Source organism: Clostridium sp. (assembly GCF_050717535.1).
GTDB lineage: Bacteria > Bacillota > Clostridia > Clostridiales > Clostridiaceae > Clostridium_AD.
Map to the genome: position 1 here is coordinate 1 of NZ_JBOITM010000019.1, position 21,602 is coordinate 21,602.

General features: G+C 33.3%; 16 protein-coding genes. 11 read left to right on the forward strand and 5 right to left on the reverse strand.

Features of this window, described 5'->3' with window-relative positions; genetic code table 11:
• The first annotated feature begins 339 nt into the window (after positions 1-339).
• Positions 340-1,128: a TspO/MBR family protein gene (locus tag ACREVU_RS03870; protein ID WP_503417255.1), complete on the forward strand. Its 789-nt coding sequence runs from the start codon at positions 340-342 to the stop codon at positions 1,126-1,128.
• Between the two features lie 394 nt (positions 1,129-1,522).
• Here ACREVU_RS03870 and ACREVU_RS03875 read toward each other — a convergent pair whose 3' ends face one another.
• Complete coding sequence (locus ACREVU_RS03875) at positions 1,523-2,557, reverse strand: 3D domain-containing protein (RefSeq protein WP_431550312.1); 1,035 nt, start codon at positions 2,555-2,557, stop codon at positions 1,523-1,525.
• A gap of 670 nt (positions 2,558-3,227) precedes the next feature.
• On the opposite strand from ACREVU_RS03875, the gene ACREVU_RS03880 reads away from it, so the two are divergent.
• Complete coding sequence (locus ACREVU_RS03880) at positions 3,228-4,748, forward strand: 4Fe-4S dicluster domain-containing protein (protein WP_431550313.1); 1,521 nt, start codon at positions 3,228-3,230, stop codon at positions 4,746-4,748.
• A gap of 91 nt (positions 4,749-4,839) precedes the next feature.
• Here the strand turns inward: ACREVU_RS03880 and ACREVU_RS03885 are convergent, their stop codons facing one another.
• A complete protein-coding gene (locus tag ACREVU_RS03885; protein ID WP_431550314.1) occupies positions 4,840-5,184 on the reverse strand; it encodes a hypothetical protein in 345 nt (114 codons plus the stop codon).
• Positions 5,185-5,186: 2 nt separating this feature from the next.
• Positions 5,187-6,428 (reverse strand): DUF1576 domain-containing protein, encoded by a 1,242-nt coding sequence (locus ACREVU_RS03890; protein WP_431550315.1) that lies wholly within the window; start codon positions 6,426-6,428, stop codon positions 5,187-5,189.
• Positions 6,429-7,087: 659 nt separating this feature from the next.
• Here ACREVU_RS03890 and radA point away from each other — a divergent pair.
• A complete protein-coding gene (gene radA / locus ACREVU_RS03895; protein WP_431550316.1) occupies positions 7,088-8,467 on the forward strand; it encodes a DNA repair protein RadA in 1,380 nt (459 codons plus the stop codon).
• Between the two features lie 123 nt (positions 8,468-8,590).
• Here the strand turns inward: radA and pepI are convergent, their stop codons facing one another.
• Together pepI and ACREVU_RS03905 are read right to left on the reverse strand one after the other, a co-directional pair.
• Complete coding sequence (gene pepI, locus ACREVU_RS03900) at positions 8,591-9,472, reverse strand: proline iminopeptidase (protein WP_431550317.1); 882 nt, start codon at positions 9,470-9,472, stop codon at positions 8,591-8,593.
• A 444-nt stretch (positions 9,473-9,916) separates the two neighbouring features.
• Positions 9,917-11,971: a methyl-accepting chemotaxis protein gene (locus ACREVU_RS03905; RefSeq protein WP_431550318.1), complete on the reverse strand. Its 2,055-nt coding sequence runs from the start codon at positions 11,969-11,971 to the stop codon at positions 9,917-9,919.
• Positions 11,972-12,258: 287 nt separating this feature from the next.
• On the opposite strand from ACREVU_RS03905, the gene ACREVU_RS03910 reads away from it, so the two are divergent.
• The 8 genes from ACREVU_RS03910 to dhaL all read left to right on the forward strand — a co-directional run bounded on the left by ACREVU_RS03910 (position 12,259) and on the right by dhaL (position 21,600).
• Positions 12,259-13,281: a macro domain-containing protein gene (locus ACREVU_RS03910; RefSeq protein WP_431550319.1), complete on the forward strand. Its 1,023-nt coding sequence runs from the start codon at positions 12,259-12,261 to the stop codon at positions 13,279-13,281.
• Positions 13,282-13,355: 74 nt separating this feature from the next.
• Entirely contained in the window at positions 13,356-14,015 is a 660-nt protein-coding gene (locus ACREVU_RS03915) for a vWA domain-containing protein (protein WP_431550320.1), read from the forward strand.
• A gap of 440 nt (positions 14,016-14,455) precedes the next feature.
• Positions 14,456-16,363 (forward strand): acyl-CoA dehydrogenase family protein, encoded by a 1,908-nt coding sequence (locus tag ACREVU_RS03920; protein WP_431550321.1) that lies wholly within the window; start codon positions 14,456-14,458, stop codon positions 16,361-16,363.
• 56 nt (positions 16,364-16,419) lie between these two features.
• On the forward strand, positions 16,420-17,619 hold the full coding sequence (locus ACREVU_RS03925; RefSeq protein ID WP_431550322.1) for an FprA family A-type flavoprotein: 1,200 nt from the start codon (positions 16,420-16,422) through the stop codon (positions 17,617-17,619).
• Between the two features lie 196 nt (positions 17,620-17,815).
• Positions 17,816-18,229: an RrF2 family transcriptional regulator gene (locus ACREVU_RS03930; protein ID WP_431550323.1), complete on the forward strand. Its 414-nt coding sequence runs from the start codon at positions 17,816-17,818 to the stop codon at positions 18,227-18,229.
• A 336-nt stretch (positions 18,230-18,565) separates the two neighbouring features.
• The gene (locus ACREVU_RS03935) at positions 18,566-19,765 is read left to right on the forward strand and encodes a BaiN/RdsA family NAD(P)/FAD-dependent oxidoreductase (protein WP_431550324.1); all 1,200 of its coding nucleotides are present in this window, start codon (positions 18,566-18,568) and stop codon (positions 19,763-19,765) included.
• 123 nt (positions 19,766-19,888) lie between these two features.
• On the forward strand, positions 19,889-20,887 hold the full coding sequence (gene dhaK, locus ACREVU_RS03940; protein ID WP_431550325.1) for a dihydroxyacetone kinase subunit DhaK: 999 nt from the start codon (positions 19,889-19,891) through the stop codon (positions 20,885-20,887).
• 62 nt (positions 20,888-20,949) lie between these two features.
• Positions 20,950-21,600 (forward strand): dihydroxyacetone kinase subunit DhaL, encoded by a 651-nt coding sequence (gene dhaL / locus ACREVU_RS03945; protein ID WP_431550326.1) that lies wholly within the window; start codon positions 20,950-20,952, stop codon positions 21,598-21,600.
• Positions 21,601-21,602 lie beyond the last annotated feature (2 nt).

Sequence of the window (21,602 nt, forward strand, 5' to 3'; positions counted from 1 at the left end):
ATAGAGAATCGTAAGAATATAAAAGATATGATTCTAGCTTAATATAAGTTTATGTTTAAACTAGAACCTTGCACAAGTACACGTAGAGAAAGGCTTGTGTAAGTTACTACGCTGGGTTAACTGCCCCAATTCTTCAGAACTTTAATTTTATCAAAATTAAAGGCACGCTGGGACTAGCTGAAGTTTCTTCGGAAATTTAGGAGCTGAGCAAAAACCTGTAAAAAGCTCGCATCTATCTTCAAAAATTAAATTTATTTTAATGAAGGGAGAAGGTGTCTAAATCTAAAATATTTTGACTTGTTCAGATTTGTTTAGATTTAGGAAACCAGGAATTTCGCTATGGATAAAATAAAAAAAGAATGGATCAATGCTATCTTTTTGGTGATTACTTTACTTATTAATACCTTAGGTGCTTTAGGTTTGATCAATGGACTTTCACAAAAACAAATTTCTGATATGTATGTTACCTTGATTACACCAAGTCCAGCTACTTTCAGCATATGGAGCATTATTTACTTATTACTTTTGACTTCTGTAATCGTGATGATTGTAAAAAAAGATGATTCGTATTACAAAAGTGCTATAGAAGAGATTACAGTGCTTTTCAGAATTTCATGCATCCTAAATGTAGCTTGGATTGTTACATTTTCTTTGGTGCAGATTGAGCTGTCTGTGATATTCATTTTAGGCTTTGTAATTGTATTGTCTCTGATTTGTCTTAAGCTAAAAAAGATTCAAGTTGGGAATCACCGACTTTTGCCTTTGACATTTGGACTCTATACAGGCTGGTTATTTATTGCTACTGTAGTAAATATAGCGGCAGCATTGGTAAAATTAAAATGGAATGGTTTTGGAATTAATGATGAAATATGGGCAATTACTATCCTTATAATTGCGGTCATTTTGGCTTTTTTAGTGCTCCAGAAAAATCGTAATGCTGCATTTCCACTGCCTCTTGCCTGGGGATATTTTGGAATCTATAAGTTTCTTGAATCGCCACAGGGTTTTAACAATAAATTCGTCTTTCTTCAGATTATAGCTCTTGTAGGAATGGCTGTTTTAATAGGAATGGCCGCTGTTCAACTATATTTAAACCATTTTGAATTGCTTCCGGAAAAGTCTGATTAATGACCAATTTACAAACACGACAATGTGGCTCTCCCAAGTAGAAAAAATTATTAACTTAATAAAACAAGCTAGATATAAAAATAATTAAAGATATGGAGCTGCAGTTTTACACTCTTTAAGTATGGTGTCACTTTTGTTGGAAGAAAGGATCATTTCAGTAAAGATAATTTTCACTTCAAAAAATATAGAGATGAGGGTAGTGGGAAATCTTTTTAATTAAGTAGAGATGGCTACAAAACAGATGCATACTTTGGTGAATTTTCTGTAATGTCGTGGGTTTAACCCATTATGGTTCGGCCTCCACCAATAAAAACCCGCAAATATTTAATTAGTTGTGGGTTTTATTATATTGAGTTTTAGAGTATATCTAGGTTATGTTTTAGGCTGTTTTTAGCTAATTTATTATACGGATTTTTACATTTCTTCGGCCCCAATTAGATACTTCAGCTTTTGTATTAAAAAATACATCGATGATATTACCTTTAATAGCAGAACCTGTATCTGATGCAATAGCATATCCATAGCCTTCTACATAAACTTTAGAGCCCATTGGTATAACCCTGGGGTCTACAGCTATGGTACTGTATCCATTTGGATCTCGGCTTGTCCTTGAACCAGATGATGTAAAACCATCCATTGAATATGCGGTTGATTCTATAATGAAGTAGTTAGTTGAGTTTGATACATCATTAGGGATAGTATCAGATTTAGACGTTGAACTTTTACTAGAATCTAAGTGTCTAGACATAGTAAATCTCTTAATTGCTGCTTGTTCTTTTATTATTTTTGCAGCAGCGAATTCTTTTGCTCTTTTGTCAGCAATTAATTTAGTTTCTTTTTTAGTTACATTGCTAAGAAGCACTGTGTGTTCTTTTATGTCTTTGTTTAATTTTGTTAGAATAATCTCATTATTTGCTTTTAGCACTAATAATTTATCATTCTGAATATTTAAGGTGTCTCTATGTTTTATTATAGAATTTCTTTGTTTTTCTATTTTAGCAATGAGATTTTTATCATACTCGATTATGGTTTTAAGTGTATCTGCTCTAGATATAAGATCACTAAAACTAGTTGAATCTAAAAGTACCTCAAGGTAACTATCTACACCATTTATATACATAACCCTTGCTCTTTTATCAAATAAGTCTTCTTGAACGATAGTATTTTTTTCTACAATTTCTAATTTAGTTTGTGTTTTCTCTATCTCTTGAGAGATTTCATTCATTTTAGTTTTGTTGTTGTCAATTTTATTTAATACTGTATTAATTTCATTGTTGAAATTATTTACTTTTAACTGTAGTGCTTTTTTGCTACTTTGAGCTTGTTTTAATTCAGATGTTTCATTAGTACTTGGTGCAGCAAAAGTATTGACATTGATAGTTATTGTTAATGTTAGTATCATAACCACAGATATTATTTTTTTATTCATTTATTTATGAACCTCCTAAAATGCCTATCGCATAATAATATTTTTTAATATATTATTACGTGATACCGAATTATGTTAAAATTATACATGTGCTTTTTTAAAAAAATACTAATTAATTTTTCTTTTAATAAAAGCTATCTTGGATATCATTGTACCATAGAATTTCTACACCTAGATATTCTTCTTGTGGAAACAATTTATTAATGACGATTTTGTGATTGGTGTCGCAGACTTTGATAGTCTTAATGGGAAACAAATTTTATTTTTTCTATTTGTTAGGGAATGTAACTCCCGCTTATAGAAGTGGTAGACTTTCCTTCTGAAATATCGTTAAAGTTGCGCAGTAATTAGATAAAAATGCATGATGTTGACAAATTTTATATATAAATATAAAATGATACAGAGATTCAAACGATGATTACTCTCATCGTTATCTATCAAATAAAAATTAAAATAAAAAATTAACTCAGAAAATTTAAATAACAAGTGGGGGTGGATCCACATTCAAGTAGCTAAGAAAAATTCATGATAATTAACCAGTATAATATAAAAAGCTAAATAAGTAAAATAAATACACAAATAAAATTGACTAAATTGATATTATATGATATTCTAACGAAAAATATATATATGTAGTTTTTATAAATATCAAAGCATAAAAGGAGTTATAATGAAATACGAATATAAAACACTTACTGATATTAGACACAAAGTTTTTACGGCCGTAAGTAAGATGGCCTTTGAAGACAATTTAGAAGGAATACATAATATTCCATATGAGATTATTCCTGGAGAGGTGCATAAGTATAGAGAAAGTACATTTCTTGAAAGAGCAATAGTTAGTGAGCGAATCCGCTTGGCAATGGGACTAAATTTAAGACCAAGTGATAAATCAAGAGCAATTACAGAAGGGTTAGAGGAAGCAACAAAACCTTCAAAATATTATGAACCGCCACTTGTAAATATTATAAAATTTGCTTGTAATTCTTGTCCAACAAATAGCTATGAAGTTACAAATATGTGCCGTGGCTGCTTAGCACACCCTTGTGTAGAAGTTTGTCCTAAAGGTGCAGTTAGTGTGGTTAATGGGAAAAGTGTTATTGATCAAGAAAAATGTATAAAGTGTGGTTTATGTGCTAAAGTGTGTCCGTATTCAGCAATAATAAAACATGGGCGTCCATGTGCCATGGCATGCGGAGTAGATGCAATATATTCGGATGAATATGGCAGAGCAGAAATAGATTATGATAAATGTGTTAGTTGTGGAATGTGTTTGGTAAATTGTCCTTTTGGAGCAATATCTGATAAAAGCCAAATATTTCAACTAATTCAGGCAATTAATCAAAAGAAAGAAGTAATTGCAATTGTAGCTCCATCATATGTGGCGCAGTTTGGTAAAAATGTTGGATTTGATGATTTTAAAAGAGCAATGATTATGCTTGGATTTAAAGATGTTGTTGAAGTTGCCATTGGTGCAGATATTTGTACAATTGATGAGGCGAAAGAGTTTATAGAAAGTGTACCTGAAAAACTTTCATTTATGGCTACTTCATGTTGCCCTTCATGGTCTGTTATGGCTAAAAAATTATATCCGCAGTATGCCGAGAATGTTTCAATGACTTTGACTCCAATGGTTTTTGCAGCAAGGCTTGTGAGAGAAAAACATAAAGATGCAAGGATTGTTTTTGTTGGGCCATGTAGCGCGAAAAAATTGGAAGCTTCCAGAAAAAGCGTAAAAAGTGAGGTTGATTTCGTAATTACTTATGAGGAGTTAGCTGGAATGTTGGAAGCCAAAAAAGTAAAGATAATTGGTACAGATATGAGTCTCAGTAATGAAGCGACTGGTTCAGGAAGAGGATTTGCGGTTGCAGGTGGAGTTGCTAAGGCTGTAGCTGATTTAATAAAAAAAGAACATCCAGGGCTAGAAGTTAAGATTAAAGCTGCAAATGGACTTAGAGAATGTAGGGAGATGTGTAACGATGCCACAAAAGGAAAGTATGATGGATATCTCCTTGAAGGGATGGCGTGTCCGGGTGGCTGTGTGGCTGGAGCTGGGTGTATTGTCAAACCTAATGTAGCTGGTGCTCAAGTTAAACAAGCGGCTAAAAATTCTGAGCTGAAGATTTCAGATGAGTCTAAATATGCTCATAAAATTTACTTGTTAGATGGAAAAAATCTAGAGGAAGAATAGAAAAAATGGTTCGCCTCGTTTAAAACCCACAACTATTTAATTAGTTGTGGGTTTTCTTAGTCTGCTCTTTATTAAGGTTATGGATCGCTTTTTATGGAATTCTAGTTAAAAGAATCTCTAGATATTCACCATTTATATAATTTATGTGAGCCTCATCAATCATCATACCTACAAGGATAAGTTCTGAATACGAATCATTATCACCTGTAAGATTCCAATAATATTCTTCCATTTCATGACATCTTTGTGCATTTAGTGATCGGTCCAAAAGCTCTAGGTCTTCTTTGGTTATAGATGAAATTTTTGCTTTTATAAAAATAACTACTTTTTCTTTTTCTTTATTTATATCAATATGAATATTTTCTGAACCATGGTTATAACAATAACCCATTAATTCAGTTACTATTTTTGTATTTCTTTGATGTGTGTGTCTCAATATTATTTAAGCTCCTTTCTAAATGCAGTAATAATTGGTATAAGTATGATACAGACTATTCCTCCTGCAAAACCGTTATTGTATAAATTTAAACCACCGTGGAGATAGCCGATATTCATGGTTAAGGAAATGTGTAAAAATCCAGCAATTGCACCATAAATCCATCCGAATTGTCCTGAAATAGGAGCTAAAGTTGAACTAAATAAAATACCTAATACCATTCCTGGTGAATTAATTTCCCAAATATTTAATAGAGATGCAAGTGTTGCACCTATCATTACAGGAAATACATTTCGCAGGTGCTTCCCAAATGCACCAAAACCAACAATAGTTAATATTCCACCTATAGTAGGACCATTTAGATCCGCTCCAATTACAAGTAAAAAAATAGTTGAATATATGCCTAGAATGCCCATATTTATTATAGTAATACCACGCCCAAATAAAAGGTAATAATCACTTACTAGTCTACCGGGTTGTTTATAAAGTTTAAGTAAATTTTTAATGCTTTTACCATTATCAATATATCCAACTATTATCATTATTATAAATAAAAAAAATAATATTATAGAAAAGAACAAATTATTTCCTGTAGACCAAAGCAATCGACTTTCAAAGTTTATACCAAAGGCTCTTAATAAAGACATGAGTAAGGTAGCAAGAAGTCCAGCTGCGAAACCTATATTATAAAGATTATAACCTTGGTGAAGCTTTAGACAATAAGCTGCCAGTGGGGGGAAAACAAAGCCAACAAAAATGCTTAATAATAGTCCTATAATAATATTTCCATCAAAGGGTAAATGACCTGAAAATGCTAATTGATTAACGGTAGGGGATAAAGTCGTGGCAAATAGCGATATTAGAACATAATTTATAAATTTTTCTTTTTGATATCTAGAATATAACCAAATTCCAAAGATTATTGGCCAAATATTTACGATGTTTTTACCAAATAGCGAAAAACCAGCCATTGTAAATAGTGCAGCTACAGTGGACCCATTTGGTTTTATTCCAACATATATAAGGAGAAATATAGAAGCCAAAACTACTAAGGACATATTAATAAAAGTAGCACCAATCCCTGCAAGTTCTATATAATCTGTTATTAGTATATTAGATTCGAAAAGTATTTTTTTAAAACCTAGGAAAATTTCTTTTGGGGTATCTACAACAAATGCCAAAATCATAAAAAATATACATAAGAAAATAAACATATAATAAGTTGAATGAATTTTCCGTTGCATTAAAGACCTCCTTCATATTCCCACACTTCCTTTTTATTAGAAATAAAAAAGCCATAGCAAAAGCTCCTTTATAAGAGTTGTTGTTATTGGCTTACTACTTGAATGGTAATTAACCCTTCAGTGCGTCCTTTTATCATTGAAACCATCTATATATCGTTAATTCAATCTATAGGTTATAAATTGAATTAAACCTTTTATATGATAAGTAATTGTAGCATGCTTAATTATAATTGTAAATACTAATATTAGATGTGTTTTAAAGTGGTTAGGTGTTTTTTTAGTTGCTATTTTCATATATAGTATATCTAACACAACTCTACTTTAAAATCTTATTCGTTGCTATATGATGTAGAATTTTAATTATTCTTACAATTAAATTTCTACGTAGTTTTACACACTCAATAGTAGGACTTATTGTGGATAGAATTTATCCGCGGTCCTTAAATCATTATATTTAGAAAAGTAATTGACTGTAAAAATGATTTTTTGCTATAATTGTACTAATAAAGTTATTTTAGCTCTTTTGGAGCAATGAAAAAACTAAGGCGATACTTGGTCATATTGATCTAAATCAATGAGAAAATAGTATATCTAAATAAATATATTACAATAAAATAATGATTTAATAGATGATGACCATAATAAGGAGATGTACTTAATTGGCTAAAGATAAAAAAGTTTATATTTGTAAAGACTGTGGGTCACAATCACCAAAGTGGATGGGAAAATGTAATGATTGTGGTGCCTGGAATACATATGAGGAGAAAATAGTTAAGGCAAGCGATCTTAAAGCGAACTTAAGTAGAATGGTAATAACAACTAACCCAACAAAACTAAGAGCGATTGTACAATCTAACAGCGACAGGATAGTTACAGGAGTCTCAGAATTTGATAGAGTTATGGGTGGCGGAATAGTTAGAGATAGCATAAGCATAATTTCAGCACCTCCTGGGATGGGCAAGTCAACTCTTTTACTGCAACTGGCAAATGCTCTGTCTTTAAAAGGATACAAAATTTTATATGCATCTGGAGAAGAAAGCAATAGTCAAATCAAAAATAGAGCTGACCGTACGGTAAAAGAAATAGCTGATAATTTCTGGGTAGTTTCCGATACTAAGTTAGATGAAATATTACAACATATAGAAAATGTTGATGCAGACATAATAATACTTGACAGCATTCAAACATTTACTTTAGAAGAATATTCAGGCTCAAGAGCGGGATCTCCAACTCAAGTAATTGAATGTGCTACAGCTTTAAAGGATAAAGCAAAAAATCCAGACAGACCAAGAGCTGTATTTCTCGTTGGCCAAATGACAAAGGCTGATGAGATGGCGGGTCCTCGAATACTAGAGCATTTGGTGGACACAGTATTGTACATAGAGGGTGAAGATGGAGAAGAACTAAAACATTTAATTAGTAAAAAAAATAGATATGGCGATACTTCTGAGAGCGGATTATTCCGCATGACAGAAATAGGGATGGAAGAAATAACTGATCCTTCGGAGTTTTTTATGACCAAAAGGGAAGAGTTAGTTCCAGGAAGTGCTTTAGCTGTTATAAAGGATGGTACAAGACCAATTGTTATAGAGGTAGAGAGTCTTGTATCTAAATCTTTTACTCCTTATCCAAGTAGACTAAGTGAGTGTTTTGCACGGAAAGAACAACTAGGGACTCTTATCTCAATTCTTGAGGAAAGGGGAGGGGTAGGACTTTATGATAAAAATGTTATTATAAAAGCAACAGGAGGTCTTAAGTTAACTGAAACATCAGTAAATCTTGCTGTAGTAATGAGTATTGCATCTTCTGCATTAAATCATGGAATATCTACGGATACAGTTTTCATAGGAGAACTTGGTCTTACTGGAGAACTTAAAAAAGTACCATCCCTGGAGCAAAGACTAAAAGAAGTAGATAGAATGGGTTTTAAAAAGGCATACATACCCATGAATTGTTTAAAAGTAGGGGTTAAATTTAAGAATATAAAAGTTATTCCTTGTAAGAAATTAATAGACGTCATTCAAAAGGAAATTAAATAATAGTAGGAAAGTAAACCAAAAGCTGTTCCAATTTTTGTAGGAAATCTGACACCTTACAAAGATTGAAACAGTTTTTGTTGTTGGGGCATATATTACAGTGAGACTCACCTCATGCTGAGATAATTAGTCGTTTTTATTCAACCACTTATTAAGAACTTCTATATATTTCTCATTCTCTTCTACGAATGGCATATGGCGACTGAATTCAAATAATTCCCACTCAGAATTCGGGATCTTATCATACATTGTTTTTGCAATAAGTGGTGAGCAAAGATCACGTAAACCACTTATGATTAAACTAGGTTCTTTAATATCTTCAATCTCTTTCATATAATCAAAGTTTTTTAAGGTGCCAGATGGGCTGAATTCATTTTGACCCCATGCAGTTACATAGGCTTCTGTACCAGCAACTTTTGGACGGCTTAAGCATTTTGGTGAATCTGGTCCTACAGGTCCTGCACAGTGACGAAGCATGAATTCTGCTTCTGCTTCCTTATATTCTTTTGATGAATAATCTTCGGCTTTTTCTGCTTTTGCAATGGCATCTTGCATTTTTTGTGGAAGGTATGCAACTCTTCTACGCTGTTCCTTTTCCCAAAGCGATGCTGAGGGTAAAGTACTGGATAAGATATAACTCTTGATTCCTTGTGGTTTGTATTCGCAAGCATATTGAATTGCCTGCATACCGCCCCAAGACTGTCCCAATAAGTGGATTTCATCTAGCCCTAAGTGTTTACGTAACTGGATTAATTCTTCAATCCACGTTTTCGCACACCATAAGTCTGGCCTGGAAGGTGTTTGTGACAATCCGCATCCCAATTGGTCATACATAATAACCGCACGTCCATCTTCTGCAACCTTGTCAAGTACCTCAAAATAATTATGTGTAGAACTCGGTCCGCCGTGTAATAAAACCAATGGTTTTTTATTTCCTGTGCATTTACCTACTATACGATAGTAAGTCTTATATTCTAGATATGGAATATAGCCTTCAGTAATCTTCATAATCAATCTCCTTATGTGTATTTGTATTCTGAAATAATAATCACGTATTTTGTGTCATTTGTTATATGGTGTGGAACTGTTGCCCCATCTTGAATATCATTGTACCATACAATTTCTACATAATGACCCTCTTTTTATGATGACTAAGATAAAATTACATGAATTTATCCGAAATATTTCTTTGCAAAATTACTGACTGTACTATATTAGAATCTACTATATTAGAATCCACCATTCTTCACCTTTATTAAATAATTCAATTGCTTTTCCGTCAATATTACTTTTAAATCTGGCCGCATTATTAAAAAAATTCAAGCAATGATGAAAAGCGCCCAGTTTACTACCATAAAATAGGACTTTGCCAATATAAAGAAAACCTTGGAACTCAACTTAGAGTCCCAAGGTTTTCTTAGTATATCTTAAGAATGGAAAAGAACTTTATTATTAAACCTTAAATTTTTCTATAAGTATGTCCAAAGTCTGAGCTAAATTATAAAGCTCATTTGCTTGTGATTTTACATTTTGTATATCATTTAATTGGGTAGCAGCACTAGCATTAACTTCTTGCGCAGCAGCCGCTGACTGTTCAGACACAGCAGAAATATTGTGTATATTAGAAGTAAGTATATCACTGTTTGTGGACATTACTTCTATGCTTTCATTCATTGATAGAATTTTTTCTATTATACCTTCAATAGATTTATTTAAATTCACAAAGCTTTGCTCTGTAAGAGAAACTGCTGAATTTTGATTTTCTACATTTAATTTGATATTATCCATATTTACGGCAGCAGCTTTAGTAGTATCTATAACTCTAGTAACTATCTTTCTTATATTTTCAGCAGAGGAACCAGACTGCTCTGCAAGCTTTCTAACCTCTTCAGCAACCACAGCAAAACCTTTTCCAGATTCTCCTGCTCTTGCCGCTTCTATAGCAGCATTTAAAGCTAATAGGTTAGTTTGAGTGGAAATAGTTAATATTGTGCTTAATATTTGACCAATATCTTCAGTCTCCTTTACTAAAACACCAATACTTCCAGCAATCTGTGAAACTCCATCTATAGTGCTTTCATTTTTTGTTTTCAGCTCCTTAAATGCAAGCATTGTCTTTTCACTGCTAGTTTCCATCTCCTTACTTTCTATATTTATATCGCTATTATATTCTTTGATTTTGGATAAATTATTATTAAACTGGATTGCGATTTCAGAGGCTTTGTCTGTTTCAGAAGCTTGCTCCTGAATGCCTCTTGAAATTTCATCTATGACTCTTGCTATTTCTTCAGAAGAAGAAGTAACTTCATCTGCTTGTCTTGTAAGGTTTTCAGAAAAACTTAATACATTAACAGAGGAGCCTTTAATTGATAAAACTAGGTTTTTAAAGCTATCAAGCATATTAGAAAATCTTTTTCCTAATTCTCCAAGTTCATCAGAACTGTTTATATTTGCTATTGCAGTCAAATCACCAGCTTCTCCTTTTTTCATAGCTTCTTTCAATTGATTAATTGGACTTGTTATGTTTTTAGAAACACGTAAGCCTACAATCAAAGCAACTACAATAAATAAAAGGAATAATGCGGACAGTATTAGAACCAAAGAAAGAATTTTGGAATATACCTCACTAGTATCCAGCATGCCAATTAGCTTCCAACCGGATCTTTCGTTGCTTAAGGAATAAACAAACTTACTTGTACCAAGAAACTTTATTTGAGCAGAATTGCTTTTTTCGTTCATTATCGGTTTCATCCAGGATACATCAGTTTTATTCTTAAAAGCATTTTCTATCTTTTCGTCTTTTGTATCAGCATTAGTATTTACTCTATCAGGATTTAGGTTTTTCTCTAGTAAATCTTTGCTTTTAGTGGCTAACACTATGCCTGTTCTATCTACCAGTACTATTTCACCTGTTTTTTCAATCTTAGCATTACTAAATAGTTGTGCAATATTAGTTACATCAATGTCTATACCAGCAACCCCTATTGGTTTTCCAGAATCATCTAATATAGTTTTTGTAGCTGTTACTACCATCTTTCCAGTTGCTATATCCTTATAGGCATCTTGCCAAAGTACTTTATTATTGGAAATTGTATCTTTATACCAGGATTTCATTGTTGGATTATACCCTTTTGGAAGACCGGTCTCAGGTTCAGGGAATATGTACATGTTTTTTTTGTTAGTTGCAACATACACATTTAATATTTTGGGATTACTTTTAATTATTCCGCTAAGCTCTTTTTTTACTAAAGCTCCATTTGGAGTTGATATGGAAGCCTTGGCTATTGAGTTTTCTGATAGTTGAGCTAATGCCATTTCATAGCCACTATAATTTTCATCTATAACATTGTTTATGCCTGTTACAGATTTTTCCATAGAACTAATATAAGAGCCTTTAAGGTTATTATAAAGTATTACATTTGAAACAATAGCAGTAGTACACATAGGAACTACTATTATCAATAAAAAGGTTGTGATAAGTTTTTTGTGGATAGTTTTAAACTTCATCTGATTTTGCCTCCTATAATATGATGTTATTAATATTATCGTGAGAAAATCGTCAGACTAACGAGATAATATAAAAAATTAGGTTGAGAATACACAAAATTAACAATAGTATATGATATGAAGGTATAAAGGCTTAACTGGAAATTGTAAAAGTTTGAATTCCAGGTATTAGTAAAGTCTTCTGTGGATTTGAACATTATGCCAAATGTTATTATAATGAATTGTGAGTTGACTTATATATATGAAAAGATATGGCAAGAAATTTTTTTGAAAGGGGACTAACTAATATGCCAATGATAATAATACGAAATGATATAACAAAAATGAAAATAGATAGCATTGTAAATGCTGCGAACACAGCACTAAAAATGGGCGGTGGAGTATGTGGAGCAATATTTTCTGCTGCTGGGGCACAAAATCTTCAAGGAGAATGTGACACACTTAGAAAGTGCAATGTTGGCGAAGCTGTCATCACAGGTGGCTATAACCTTCCAGCAAAGTACATTATTCATACAGTTGGTCCAATATGGGGAGGTGGTAACTCAGGCGAGGAAAAACAGTTACATAATTGCTACATTAATTCGCTGAAACTTGCGTTGAAGTATAAGTGCAAATCAATTGGCTTCCCACTGATATCATCTGGAATCTATGGATACCCGAAAGATAAGGCATTACAGATAGCAATTTCTGCAATAGGAGAATTTTTAATAAACCACGAGATGACGGTTTATTTGGTAGTCTATGATAAAATGGCATTTGTTTTGAGTGGAAAACTTTTTTTTGAAATAGAAAAATATATTGATGACAATTATGTTGAGGAGCATACTTTTAGTGAGCGACTCAGAAATATAGAGCCTTATGAAGAACATCAATTTGTTGATATACATGAGGATTACATAGAATGTGATGTTTGTGCCCCAGTATCTCAAGTAAAGGAGAAGCGAAGTCTTGAGGATGTAATCAGCCAACTTGATGAGTCTTTTTCACAAATGCTTCTGCGAATTATTGATGAAAAAGGAATGACAGATGTTGAGACTTATAAGAAAGCCAATATTGACCGAAAGTTGTTTTCTAAAATCCGTAACTGTAAAGGGTATAACCCTAGTAAAGTCACATCAATAGCCTTTGCCATAGCTATTAGATTGAGTTTGGATGAAACACATGATTTGCTAAATAGAGCTGGATACACATTGTCTCACAGCAATAAGTTTGATGTAATTATTGAGTATTTTATAAAAGAAGGTAATTACAATATCTACGAGATAAATGAGGCCTTGTTCGCCTTTGAGCAAGTTCTACTTGGAGTATAATTGTCGCTTTGAAAGCGACCAATTAACATGGTAATATTGTTATCCTTTACTTATAAAGTAAGGGGGCAAGTAAGATGAAAAAAAACTTAACAGAATTGGTGTTTATACTTGATAGGAGCGGTTCTATGGCGGGACTGGAGAGTGACACCATAGGTGGCTACAATGCACTTCTTAAAAAGCAGAGAGATGAGTCAGGTGAAGCAATTGTAACTACGGTGCTTTTCGATGACAATTATGAACTTTTACACGACAGAATAAACGTTAAGGGTATTCGACCTATAACAGAAAAAGAATACTTTGTTTGCGGGTGCACTGCACTTTTGGATGCTATTGGAAAGACTATTAATAAGACTTTGAATGTACAGCGAAATACTATTGAGGAGCAGCGTGCAGATAAGGTAATGTTCGTAATCACTACTGATGGAATGGAAAATGCTAGCAAAGAGTATAATTATGAAAAAATAAAGAAAATGGTTGAGAGGCAGAAAGAAAAATACGGATGGGAATTCATTTTCATAGGTGCTAATATTGATGCCATTTCAACAGCTGCAAAATTTGGTATTAGTTCAGATAGAGCTGCTAATTATAATGCTGATGGAGAGGGCACGAGACTTAATTATGAGGCCGTTAGCAATGTCGTCTCTGAACTTCGTGCAAGCAGACCAATTACTGAGAATTGGAAAGCTGAGATTGAGGATGACTTTAAATACCGAAATAAAAATAGCAGGAGATAGCAACAGGAATGTAATAATAAATAAAACAAGCCAGCGGGGTAAAATGTTAAACTCCAGAGGGCTTGCTTTTTTATTTATCATTAATTTTACTCATATGCAAAGTCGCATTACTTTTTAATATATACATTGTGGAAGGTACACTTAAAGGCAAGGGGTTTTATGAGCATTTATGACGAAAAAAAAGTTATAATTAAGCTTGTAATATATATAGCTTAGGTATATATTGAAAGTATACGGTTTAGGTATACATTTTAAAAAGACGTTTACAAACATGGTTGATTCAGTAAAATATATTGATTAGATTGATTCCAACTATAAAAAAGAACGGGAGGAGTCATCTGAGTTTAATCATTGTTGCTTACGGCAGCTCAATGTTTTGGTTTTACATATTTAACAAAACAACATTTAGGAAACCGTATTAATTAAAAGGAGGTGTATTTATGTTTTTTAAGACTTTAGAACAACATGAAAATTTGAGGACAAAAATCAGAGAATTTGCAGAGGAAGAAGTTAAACCTATTGCATTTATGTTAGACCAAGAAAACAAATTTCCAACGGAAGCAATTAAAAAACTAGCTGATATAGGAATGATGGGGATTCCATTTCCCAAAAAATACGGTGGAGCAGGTCTGGATGTAATAAGCTATGCAATCGCTGTTGAAGAATTATCAAGGGTGGATGGTGGTACAGGTGTAATTCTCTCCGCTCATACATCATTGGGGGCATACCCAATTTTTGCATATGGAACAGAGGAGCAGAAACAAAAATACTTAATTCCACTAGCTAATGGAGAAAAACTTGGAGCATTCGGTCTTACTGAGGAAAATGCTGGTAGTGATGCTGGTGGTACGGAAACCACTGCAGTACTCGATGGCGATAATTATATTTTAAATGGTGAAAAAATCTTCATTACAAATGCTGGACAAGCAGATACGTATGTTATTTTTGCAGTTACTACCCCTGATATAGGTATTCGTGGTATTAGTGCGTTTATTGTGGAAAAGGAATTTGAAGGTTTTAGCATTGGTCAACATTATGACAAGATGGGTATTCGTTCGTCTGCTACTGGAGAGCTTTTGTTTAACGATACATTAGTCCCTAAAGAAAATCTATTAGGCAAAGAGGGTGAGGGTTTCAAGATTGCTATGTCAACTTTGGATGGCGGACGTATTGGTATCGCATCCCAGGCTCTTGGAATAGCTCAAGGTGCTTATGAAAATGCTCTAGAGTACTCAAAAGAAAGAGTTCAATTTGGAAAACCTATCTGTCAACAACAGATTATAGCTTTTAAGTTGGCTGATATGGCCACAAAACTTAGAGCCGCTAGATTGCTAATTTACAGTGCAGCAGAGCTTAAAGAAAATCATGAGAGCTACAGCATGGAAGCCGCTATGGCAAAACAATATGCTTCAGATGTTTGCCTTGAGATTGTAAATGATGCTCTTCAAATATTTGGTGGAAATGGATATATGAAAGGTATGGAGGTTGAAAGAGCTTACAGAGATGCGAAAATTTGTACAATATATGAAGGAACTAATGAGATTCATCGTGTTGTTATCGCTGCTCACATCATAGGTAAGATGCCGAAAAATGAGAACACAGGTAAAGTTACTAAACGTGGACCTGCAACAGGTTATCGTAAGAAAGTAATTTTCAAAGATGGAACTGCTAAGGAAAGAGTCGATGCTCTTGTGGAAGCTCTTAAAGCAGATAAATATGATTTTACAGTTGGAATTCCAATAGACACTCCTATAACTAAGGCTGAAAGAGTAGTAAGTGTAGGACAAGGTATAGGTGCAAAAGAAAATATGAAAATTATAGAAGATTTGGCAATTCAAGTTGGCGCAGCTATAGGGTCTTCACGTCCAGTAGCTGAAACACTTAAATATTTACCACTAAATCGTTATGTTGGTATGTCTGGTCAAAAATTTAAAGGGAATCTTTATATTGCTTGTGCTATTTCAGGTGCAGGTCAACATTTGAAGGGCATAAAGGATGCGTCAACAATAGTTGCTATAAATATTGATCCTAAAGCGAAAATTTTTAAGAACTCAGACTACGGAATCGTTGGTGACATTATGGAGATAGGACCATTACTTACTGATGCATTAGATAATGGAGAGGCTAAGAAAGAGGCTCCACCAATGATAAAGATGAAGATGGCTACTGCGAAGAAATTTGTTCCAACTTGGAAACATTATGTATGTAATGGATGCGGTTATGAGTACGATCCTGGCATTGGTGATGATGAAGGTGAAGTAGCTCCCGGAACTCTATTTGAAAAAATACCTGAAGAGTGGACTTGCCCATCATGTGGTGAAGAAAAAAATATGTTCATAGAAGTTTAATCTCTGTAATAATTAATCATACTAATATGTTTTTAGTGTAAAGGAGGAATATATATATGTATTGTGTTAGAAATATAACTGAGGATCTTTATTGGGTTGGTGGCAATGATCGTCGCCTTGCCCTCTTTGAAAATATTCATCCTATTCCAAGAGGTGTATCTTACAACTCTTACCTACTAATGGATGAGAAGACAGTACTTTTTGATACAGTGGACTGGTCAATTTGCAGACAGTTCATTGAGAATATTGAGGCGGTTTTAGGCGGAAAATCTTTAGATTATATGGTAATTAACCATATGGAGCCAGATCACGCAGCTTGCATTGAAGAGATTGTTCTTCGTTATCCGGATGTAAAGATTGTATGCACCCAAAAGGCTTTTTTGTTCATGCATCAGTTCGGTTTTCATATCGATGACAACGTAATAGAAGTTAGTGAGGGCGATACTATGTCCTTTGGAAAACATCTCGTTGCATTTGTGGCAGCTCCGATGGTACATTGGCCAGAAGCTATGGTGACATTTGATACTACAAATGGTGTACTATTTTCCGCTGATGCCTTCGGTACTTTTGGTTCATTGGATGGCAAGTTGTTTAATGATGAGATGGACTTTGACCGCGACTGGATTGACGATGCAAGGCGTTATTATACAAATATTGTAGGTAAATATGGTCCTCATGTTCAGAACCTTTTGAAGAAGGCGGGCACTCTTGATATCAAGATTATCTGCCCACTACATGGACCAGTATGGCATAATGATTTAGGCTACTTATTAGAGAAATACGACAAGTGGAGTAGTTACGAGCCTGAGGAAAAGGGTGTAATGATAGTTTATGGGACAATGTACGGCAATACGGAAGCTGCGGCAAATGATCTAGCAACAAGACTTGTGGAAAAAGGAATTACTAATGTGGTTATGTATGACGTTTCAAAAACTCATGTATCATATTTGATTTCTGAGACATTCAAATATAGTCATGTGGTTCTTGCGTCTGTAACCTACAACTTGAATATTTATCCACCAATGCTTGATTATATAATGGAGATGAAGGCATTAAATCTTCAAAAACGAACTTTCGCTCTAATAGAAAATGGTTCATGGGCGCCTCAATCAGGTAGACTTATGCGTGAACTTTTGGAGGAAATGAAAGATATGACTATTTTAGACAGTGAGCTCTTAGTTAACTCAGCTATGAAAGAAGATGATACTGATTCAATGGATGCAATTGTTTTTAGCATTATCGAGTCAATGAAGTAATTTTATAAAAACATAAATTTGAGACGTGCTCATAAACATAATTTGTGAGTAGGTCCCTTATTGGGTTCAATTAATTTTGGCAAAGGTTTCAGGCAATTTAAATGTGAAAATTCTCAAAAGCACTATTGACAAGATGTGTTAAAAGACTTAAACTGAAAAGTATACTTAATAAGTATACTTTAAGGAGAAATATAACATGAAAATAACACAAGAAGCAGATTACGCACTTAGAGTAGTACTTTACTTATGTAAATTAGGTTATGGTGAAAAGGCAGAATCAAAAGCAATTTCAGAAAAAGAGGGTATACCGCAAAGATTTCTTTTAAAACTATTAAGAAAGCTTATACAAGTAGATATTCTAAAGTCCTACAAGGGAGTTAAGGGAGGATATGCTATAAATAAATTGCCAGAGCAAATAACATTAAAAGATGTTATAGAAGCAATAGACGGTCCAGTATGTGTTAATAGATGTGTAATTGATCCTGATTTTTGTAATATGAAAAGAAGTAGTGTATGCATTATCCATAAAGCTATGACAAAAGTACAAAAGAATTTAAATGCAGAACTAGAAAGTATAAATTTTAGACAACTAGTAGATGGAGAAGTATAGGTAGTAATAAAGATTAGTTATGTATACTTATAATATGTTTTTTGGAATTTTTTTATTTTGCAATGACATTAATATATTCCAAAGCAATATGTATTACAAAAAGTATACTTGAAAAAGTTGAAGCTAGAGAATTTTATGTGATTTTATCACAGTGTCATAAAAATTAGATTTAACATGAGAAGGCCCACAACGAATTAATTAGTTGTGGGCTTTCTAATGATTTAGGCATATACACTTTAACATTTTTCATATATAATTGGAACTTACTTGGAGTTAAATGTCCTAAAATATAATATAAAAGAAAATAAAAAAAATGAAGCACAGTGAGGTGTTTATATGTTAAAAGTTATTGTTGTAGGCGCAGGGCCTGCTGGTATTATGGCAGCCATTAGTGCGGCAAAAAATAATGAGGTTATATTAATAGAAAGAAATAAAGAAATTGGTGCTAAGCTAAAACTTACAGGTGGGGGCAGATGTAATATTACAAATAATAGAGATATAGAGGAGTTTTTTGATAAAATAGTAAGTAATAAAAAATTTCTATATAGCTCTCTTTATACATTTTCAAATCTTCAACTTTTAGAATACTTTAAAGTAAATGGATTAGAATATAATGAGGAGCTTGACCAAAAGATATATACCAAAAGTAATAGGGCAGAGGAAGTTATAGAATTACTAAAGGTTGATTTAGAAAGAAATAAGGTTAAGGTTATGTATAATAGTAAAGTCCAAGGGTTGATTGTTGAAGAGGGAGTAATTAAAGGGGTAGTAACTGATGATGGTAGGCGAATTTTAGGAGAGAAAGTAATTGTTACAACAGGGGGAAAGAGCTACCCTGATACAGGTTCAGATGGTTCTATGTTTGAAGTGTTAAAAAGTTTTCACACTATAACACCACTATATGCAGCTTTAATTCCACTAGTTATAAAGGAAGAGTTTGTAAAGAGTTTACAAGGAGTTTCAATGAGGGATGTTGTAATTTCAGCTAAAATTAATAAGCATAGTATAGAAAAGTTTGGTGATATGATATTTACTCATTTTGGAATATCAGGACCAGCGGTATTAAAACTTTCATCTTATATAAACAAAGCTTTAGTAGAGGGAGAAGTGGAGGTCACTTTAGACTTCTTAAGAGATAAATCTAAGGAAGAAATATCTGAGATTATGAGGAGTAATCCAAATAAAACTGTACTTAATAATTTAAAAGGTACTCTTCCACAAAATTTCTTAAAGGAAATATTTGAACTATTAGGGGTAACAGAGGTTAAGATTAGTGATTTAAAGAAGGCCGATGAGAATAAGATAATTGCTTATATGAAGGAAATGAAATTAACAGTTAGAGAAACCTTATCAATTAAAGCAGCTCAAGTAACTTCGGGAGGGGTTAAGGTCAAAGAAATAAATGCTTCAACTATGGAATCAAAGCTTATAAAAAATCTTTATTTTGCAGGAGAAGTTATAGATATTGATGCTGAAACAGGTGGATATAACCTTCAAATGGCATTTTCTACAGGATATTTAGCGGGAAGTAATTAAACTGAAAGATTTTAAATATTAGTATAATTGTTAGAAAATTTTGAATCATATGGAGGAAAGATTATTATTATGTAGAATATATAAGGTATGATAAGTTTTATTTTTTAATGGAGGCGATTATTAATGAAAAAATTAATTAATGACCCAGAAGTTGTTGTTCAGGAGATGATTGAAGGTATAGTAATGGCACATCCAGATTATGTTAGAAAGCTAGAGAATGTAGATGTACTTGTTAGAAAAAATTCTCCTATATCCGGAAAAGTTGCATTAGTTAGTGGAGGTGGAAGCGGACATGAGCCAGCACATGCAGGATATGTAGGAACAGGAATGTTAGATGCAGCAGTGTGCGGAGCGGTATTTACATCACCAACACCAGACCCAATATATGAAGCTGTAAAAGCAGTGGATGGGGGAAGTGGTGTTCTGCTAATAGTTAAAAACTATACAGGAGATATAATGAATTTCGAAATGGCCGGTGAAATGGCTGAGATGGATGGAATAAAAATTGAAAAGGTTGTTGTTAATGACGATGTAGCAGTTGAAAATAGTCTTTATACAGCAGGAAGAAGAGGAATAGCTGGAACTGTATTTGTACATAAAATAGCTGGGGCAAAAGCAGAAACTGGTGCAAACCTTCAGGAAGTTAAGGCAGTAGCCGAAAAGGTAATAGCGAATGTACGAAGTATGGGGATGGCGTTAACACCTTGCATAGTTCCTGCAGCAGGGAAACCTAATTTTAGTTTAGCTGAAGATGAAGTTGAAATTGGAACTGGTATACATGGAGAACCTGGTACTCATAAAGAAGCTCTAAGTCCTGTTGATGATATAGTAGAGCAATTGGTTTCGAAAATATTAACTGATATGCCACTGGATCCAGGTGCTGAAGTTGCAGTTATGGTCAATGGACTTGCAGCTACACCATTAATGGAGCTTTATATTGTAAATAGAAAAGTTCATATGATGTTAGAAGAAAAGGGGATAAAGATCTATAAAACTTTTGTTGGAGAATTTATGACTTCTCTTGAAATGGCAGGAGTTTCAGTTACTTTGCTAAAACTTGATGATGAATTAAAGGTTCTGTTAGACGCTCCTGCAGATACTCCAGCATTAAAAGTATTATAGTATAATAATGCCTCTGATGACTTAAAATTAAAATACTTCAATATATATAGGGAGGTAATAGAATGAGTATTTCAGGATTACAGGTAATTACAATATTAAATAAAATTGCAAATGTAATTGAAGAAAACAAGGGTTATTTATGCGAGCTAGATGCAGCTATAGGTGATGGAGATCACGGAATTAATATGAATAAGGGGTTTATTGCTGTTAGAGAAAAATTAAATGGCAATAATGGAAGTGACATTGGAGAAATTCTTAAGAAGACAGGAATGGCATTAGTTTCAAATGTAGGAGGGGCATCTGGACCATTATATGGCACAGCCTTTATGAAAGCTGCTATAGAAGCTAATGGAAAAGCAAGTATAGATATTAAAGATTTCATTAAAATATTGGAAGCTGCTTTAGGCGGAGTTATGATGCGCGGAAAAGCTGTAAGAGGAGAAAAGACAATGATAGATGCCATAGCTCCTGCTATTGATGCTATGAAAGAAGCTCTTAAATCTGGGTTAATACCAATAGAAGTTCTAAAAGCTTCAAAAGATGCAGCATTAAAGGGAGTAGAATATACTAAAACTATAATTGCGACTAAGGGAAGAGCTAGTTATCTTGGACAAAGGAGTATTGGTCATCAAGATGCAGGTGCAACCTCAAGTTACTTAATATTAAATACTATTTACGAAGAAGTAAAAGGCATAGAAGAAGGATTGGTGTAATA

Coding starts and splice junctions, on each gene's coding strand:
- ACREVU_RS03930 (WP_431550323.1), top strand. CDS start 17,816: ATGAAAATAACACAAGAAGCAGATTACGCACTTAGAGTAGTACTTTAC.
- ACREVU_RS03870 (WP_503417255.1), top strand. CDS start 340: ATGGATAAAATAAAAAAAGAATGGATCAATGCTATCTTTTTGGTGATT.
- ACREVU_RS03925 (WP_431550322.1), top strand. CDS start 16,420: ATGTATTGTGTTAGAAATATAACTGAGGATCTTTATTGGGTTGGTGGC.
- ACREVU_RS03915 (WP_431550320.1), top strand. CDS start 13,356: ATGAAAAAAAACTTAACAGAATTGGTGTTTATACTTGATAGGAGCGGT.
- ACREVU_RS03880 (WP_431550313.1), top strand. CDS start 3,228: ATGAAATACGAATATAAAACACTTACTGATATTAGACACAAAGTTTTT.
- dhaL (WP_431550326.1), top strand. CDS start 20,950: ATGAGTATTTCAGGATTACAGGTAATTACAATATTAAATAAAATTGCA.
- ACREVU_RS03910 (WP_431550319.1), top strand. CDS start 12,259: ATGCCAATGATAATAATACGAAATGATATAACAAAAATGAAAATAGAT.
- ACREVU_RS03920 (WP_431550321.1), top strand. CDS start 14,456: ATGTTTTTTAAGACTTTAGAACAACATGAAAATTTGAGGACAAAAATC.
- ACREVU_RS03875 (WP_431550312.1), bottom strand. CDS start 2,557: ATGAATAAAAAAATAATATCTGTGGTTATGATACTAACATTAACAATA.
- ACREVU_RS03905 (WP_431550318.1), bottom strand. CDS start 11,971: ATGAAGTTTAAAACTATCCACAAAAAACTTATCACAACCTTTTTATTG.
- ACREVU_RS03890 (WP_431550315.1), bottom strand. CDS start 6,428: ATGCAACGGAAAATTCATTCAACTTATTATATGTTTATTTTCTTATGT.
- pepI (WP_431550317.1), bottom strand. CDS start 9,472: ATGAAGATTACTGAAGGCTATATTCCATATCTAGAATATAAGACTTAC.
- ACREVU_RS03935 (WP_431550324.1), top strand. CDS start 18,566: ATGTTAAAAGTTATTGTTGTAGGCGCAGGGCCTGCTGGTATTATGGCA.
- dhaK (WP_431550325.1), top strand. CDS start 19,889: ATGAAAAAATTAATTAATGACCCAGAAGTTGTTGTTCAGGAGATGATT.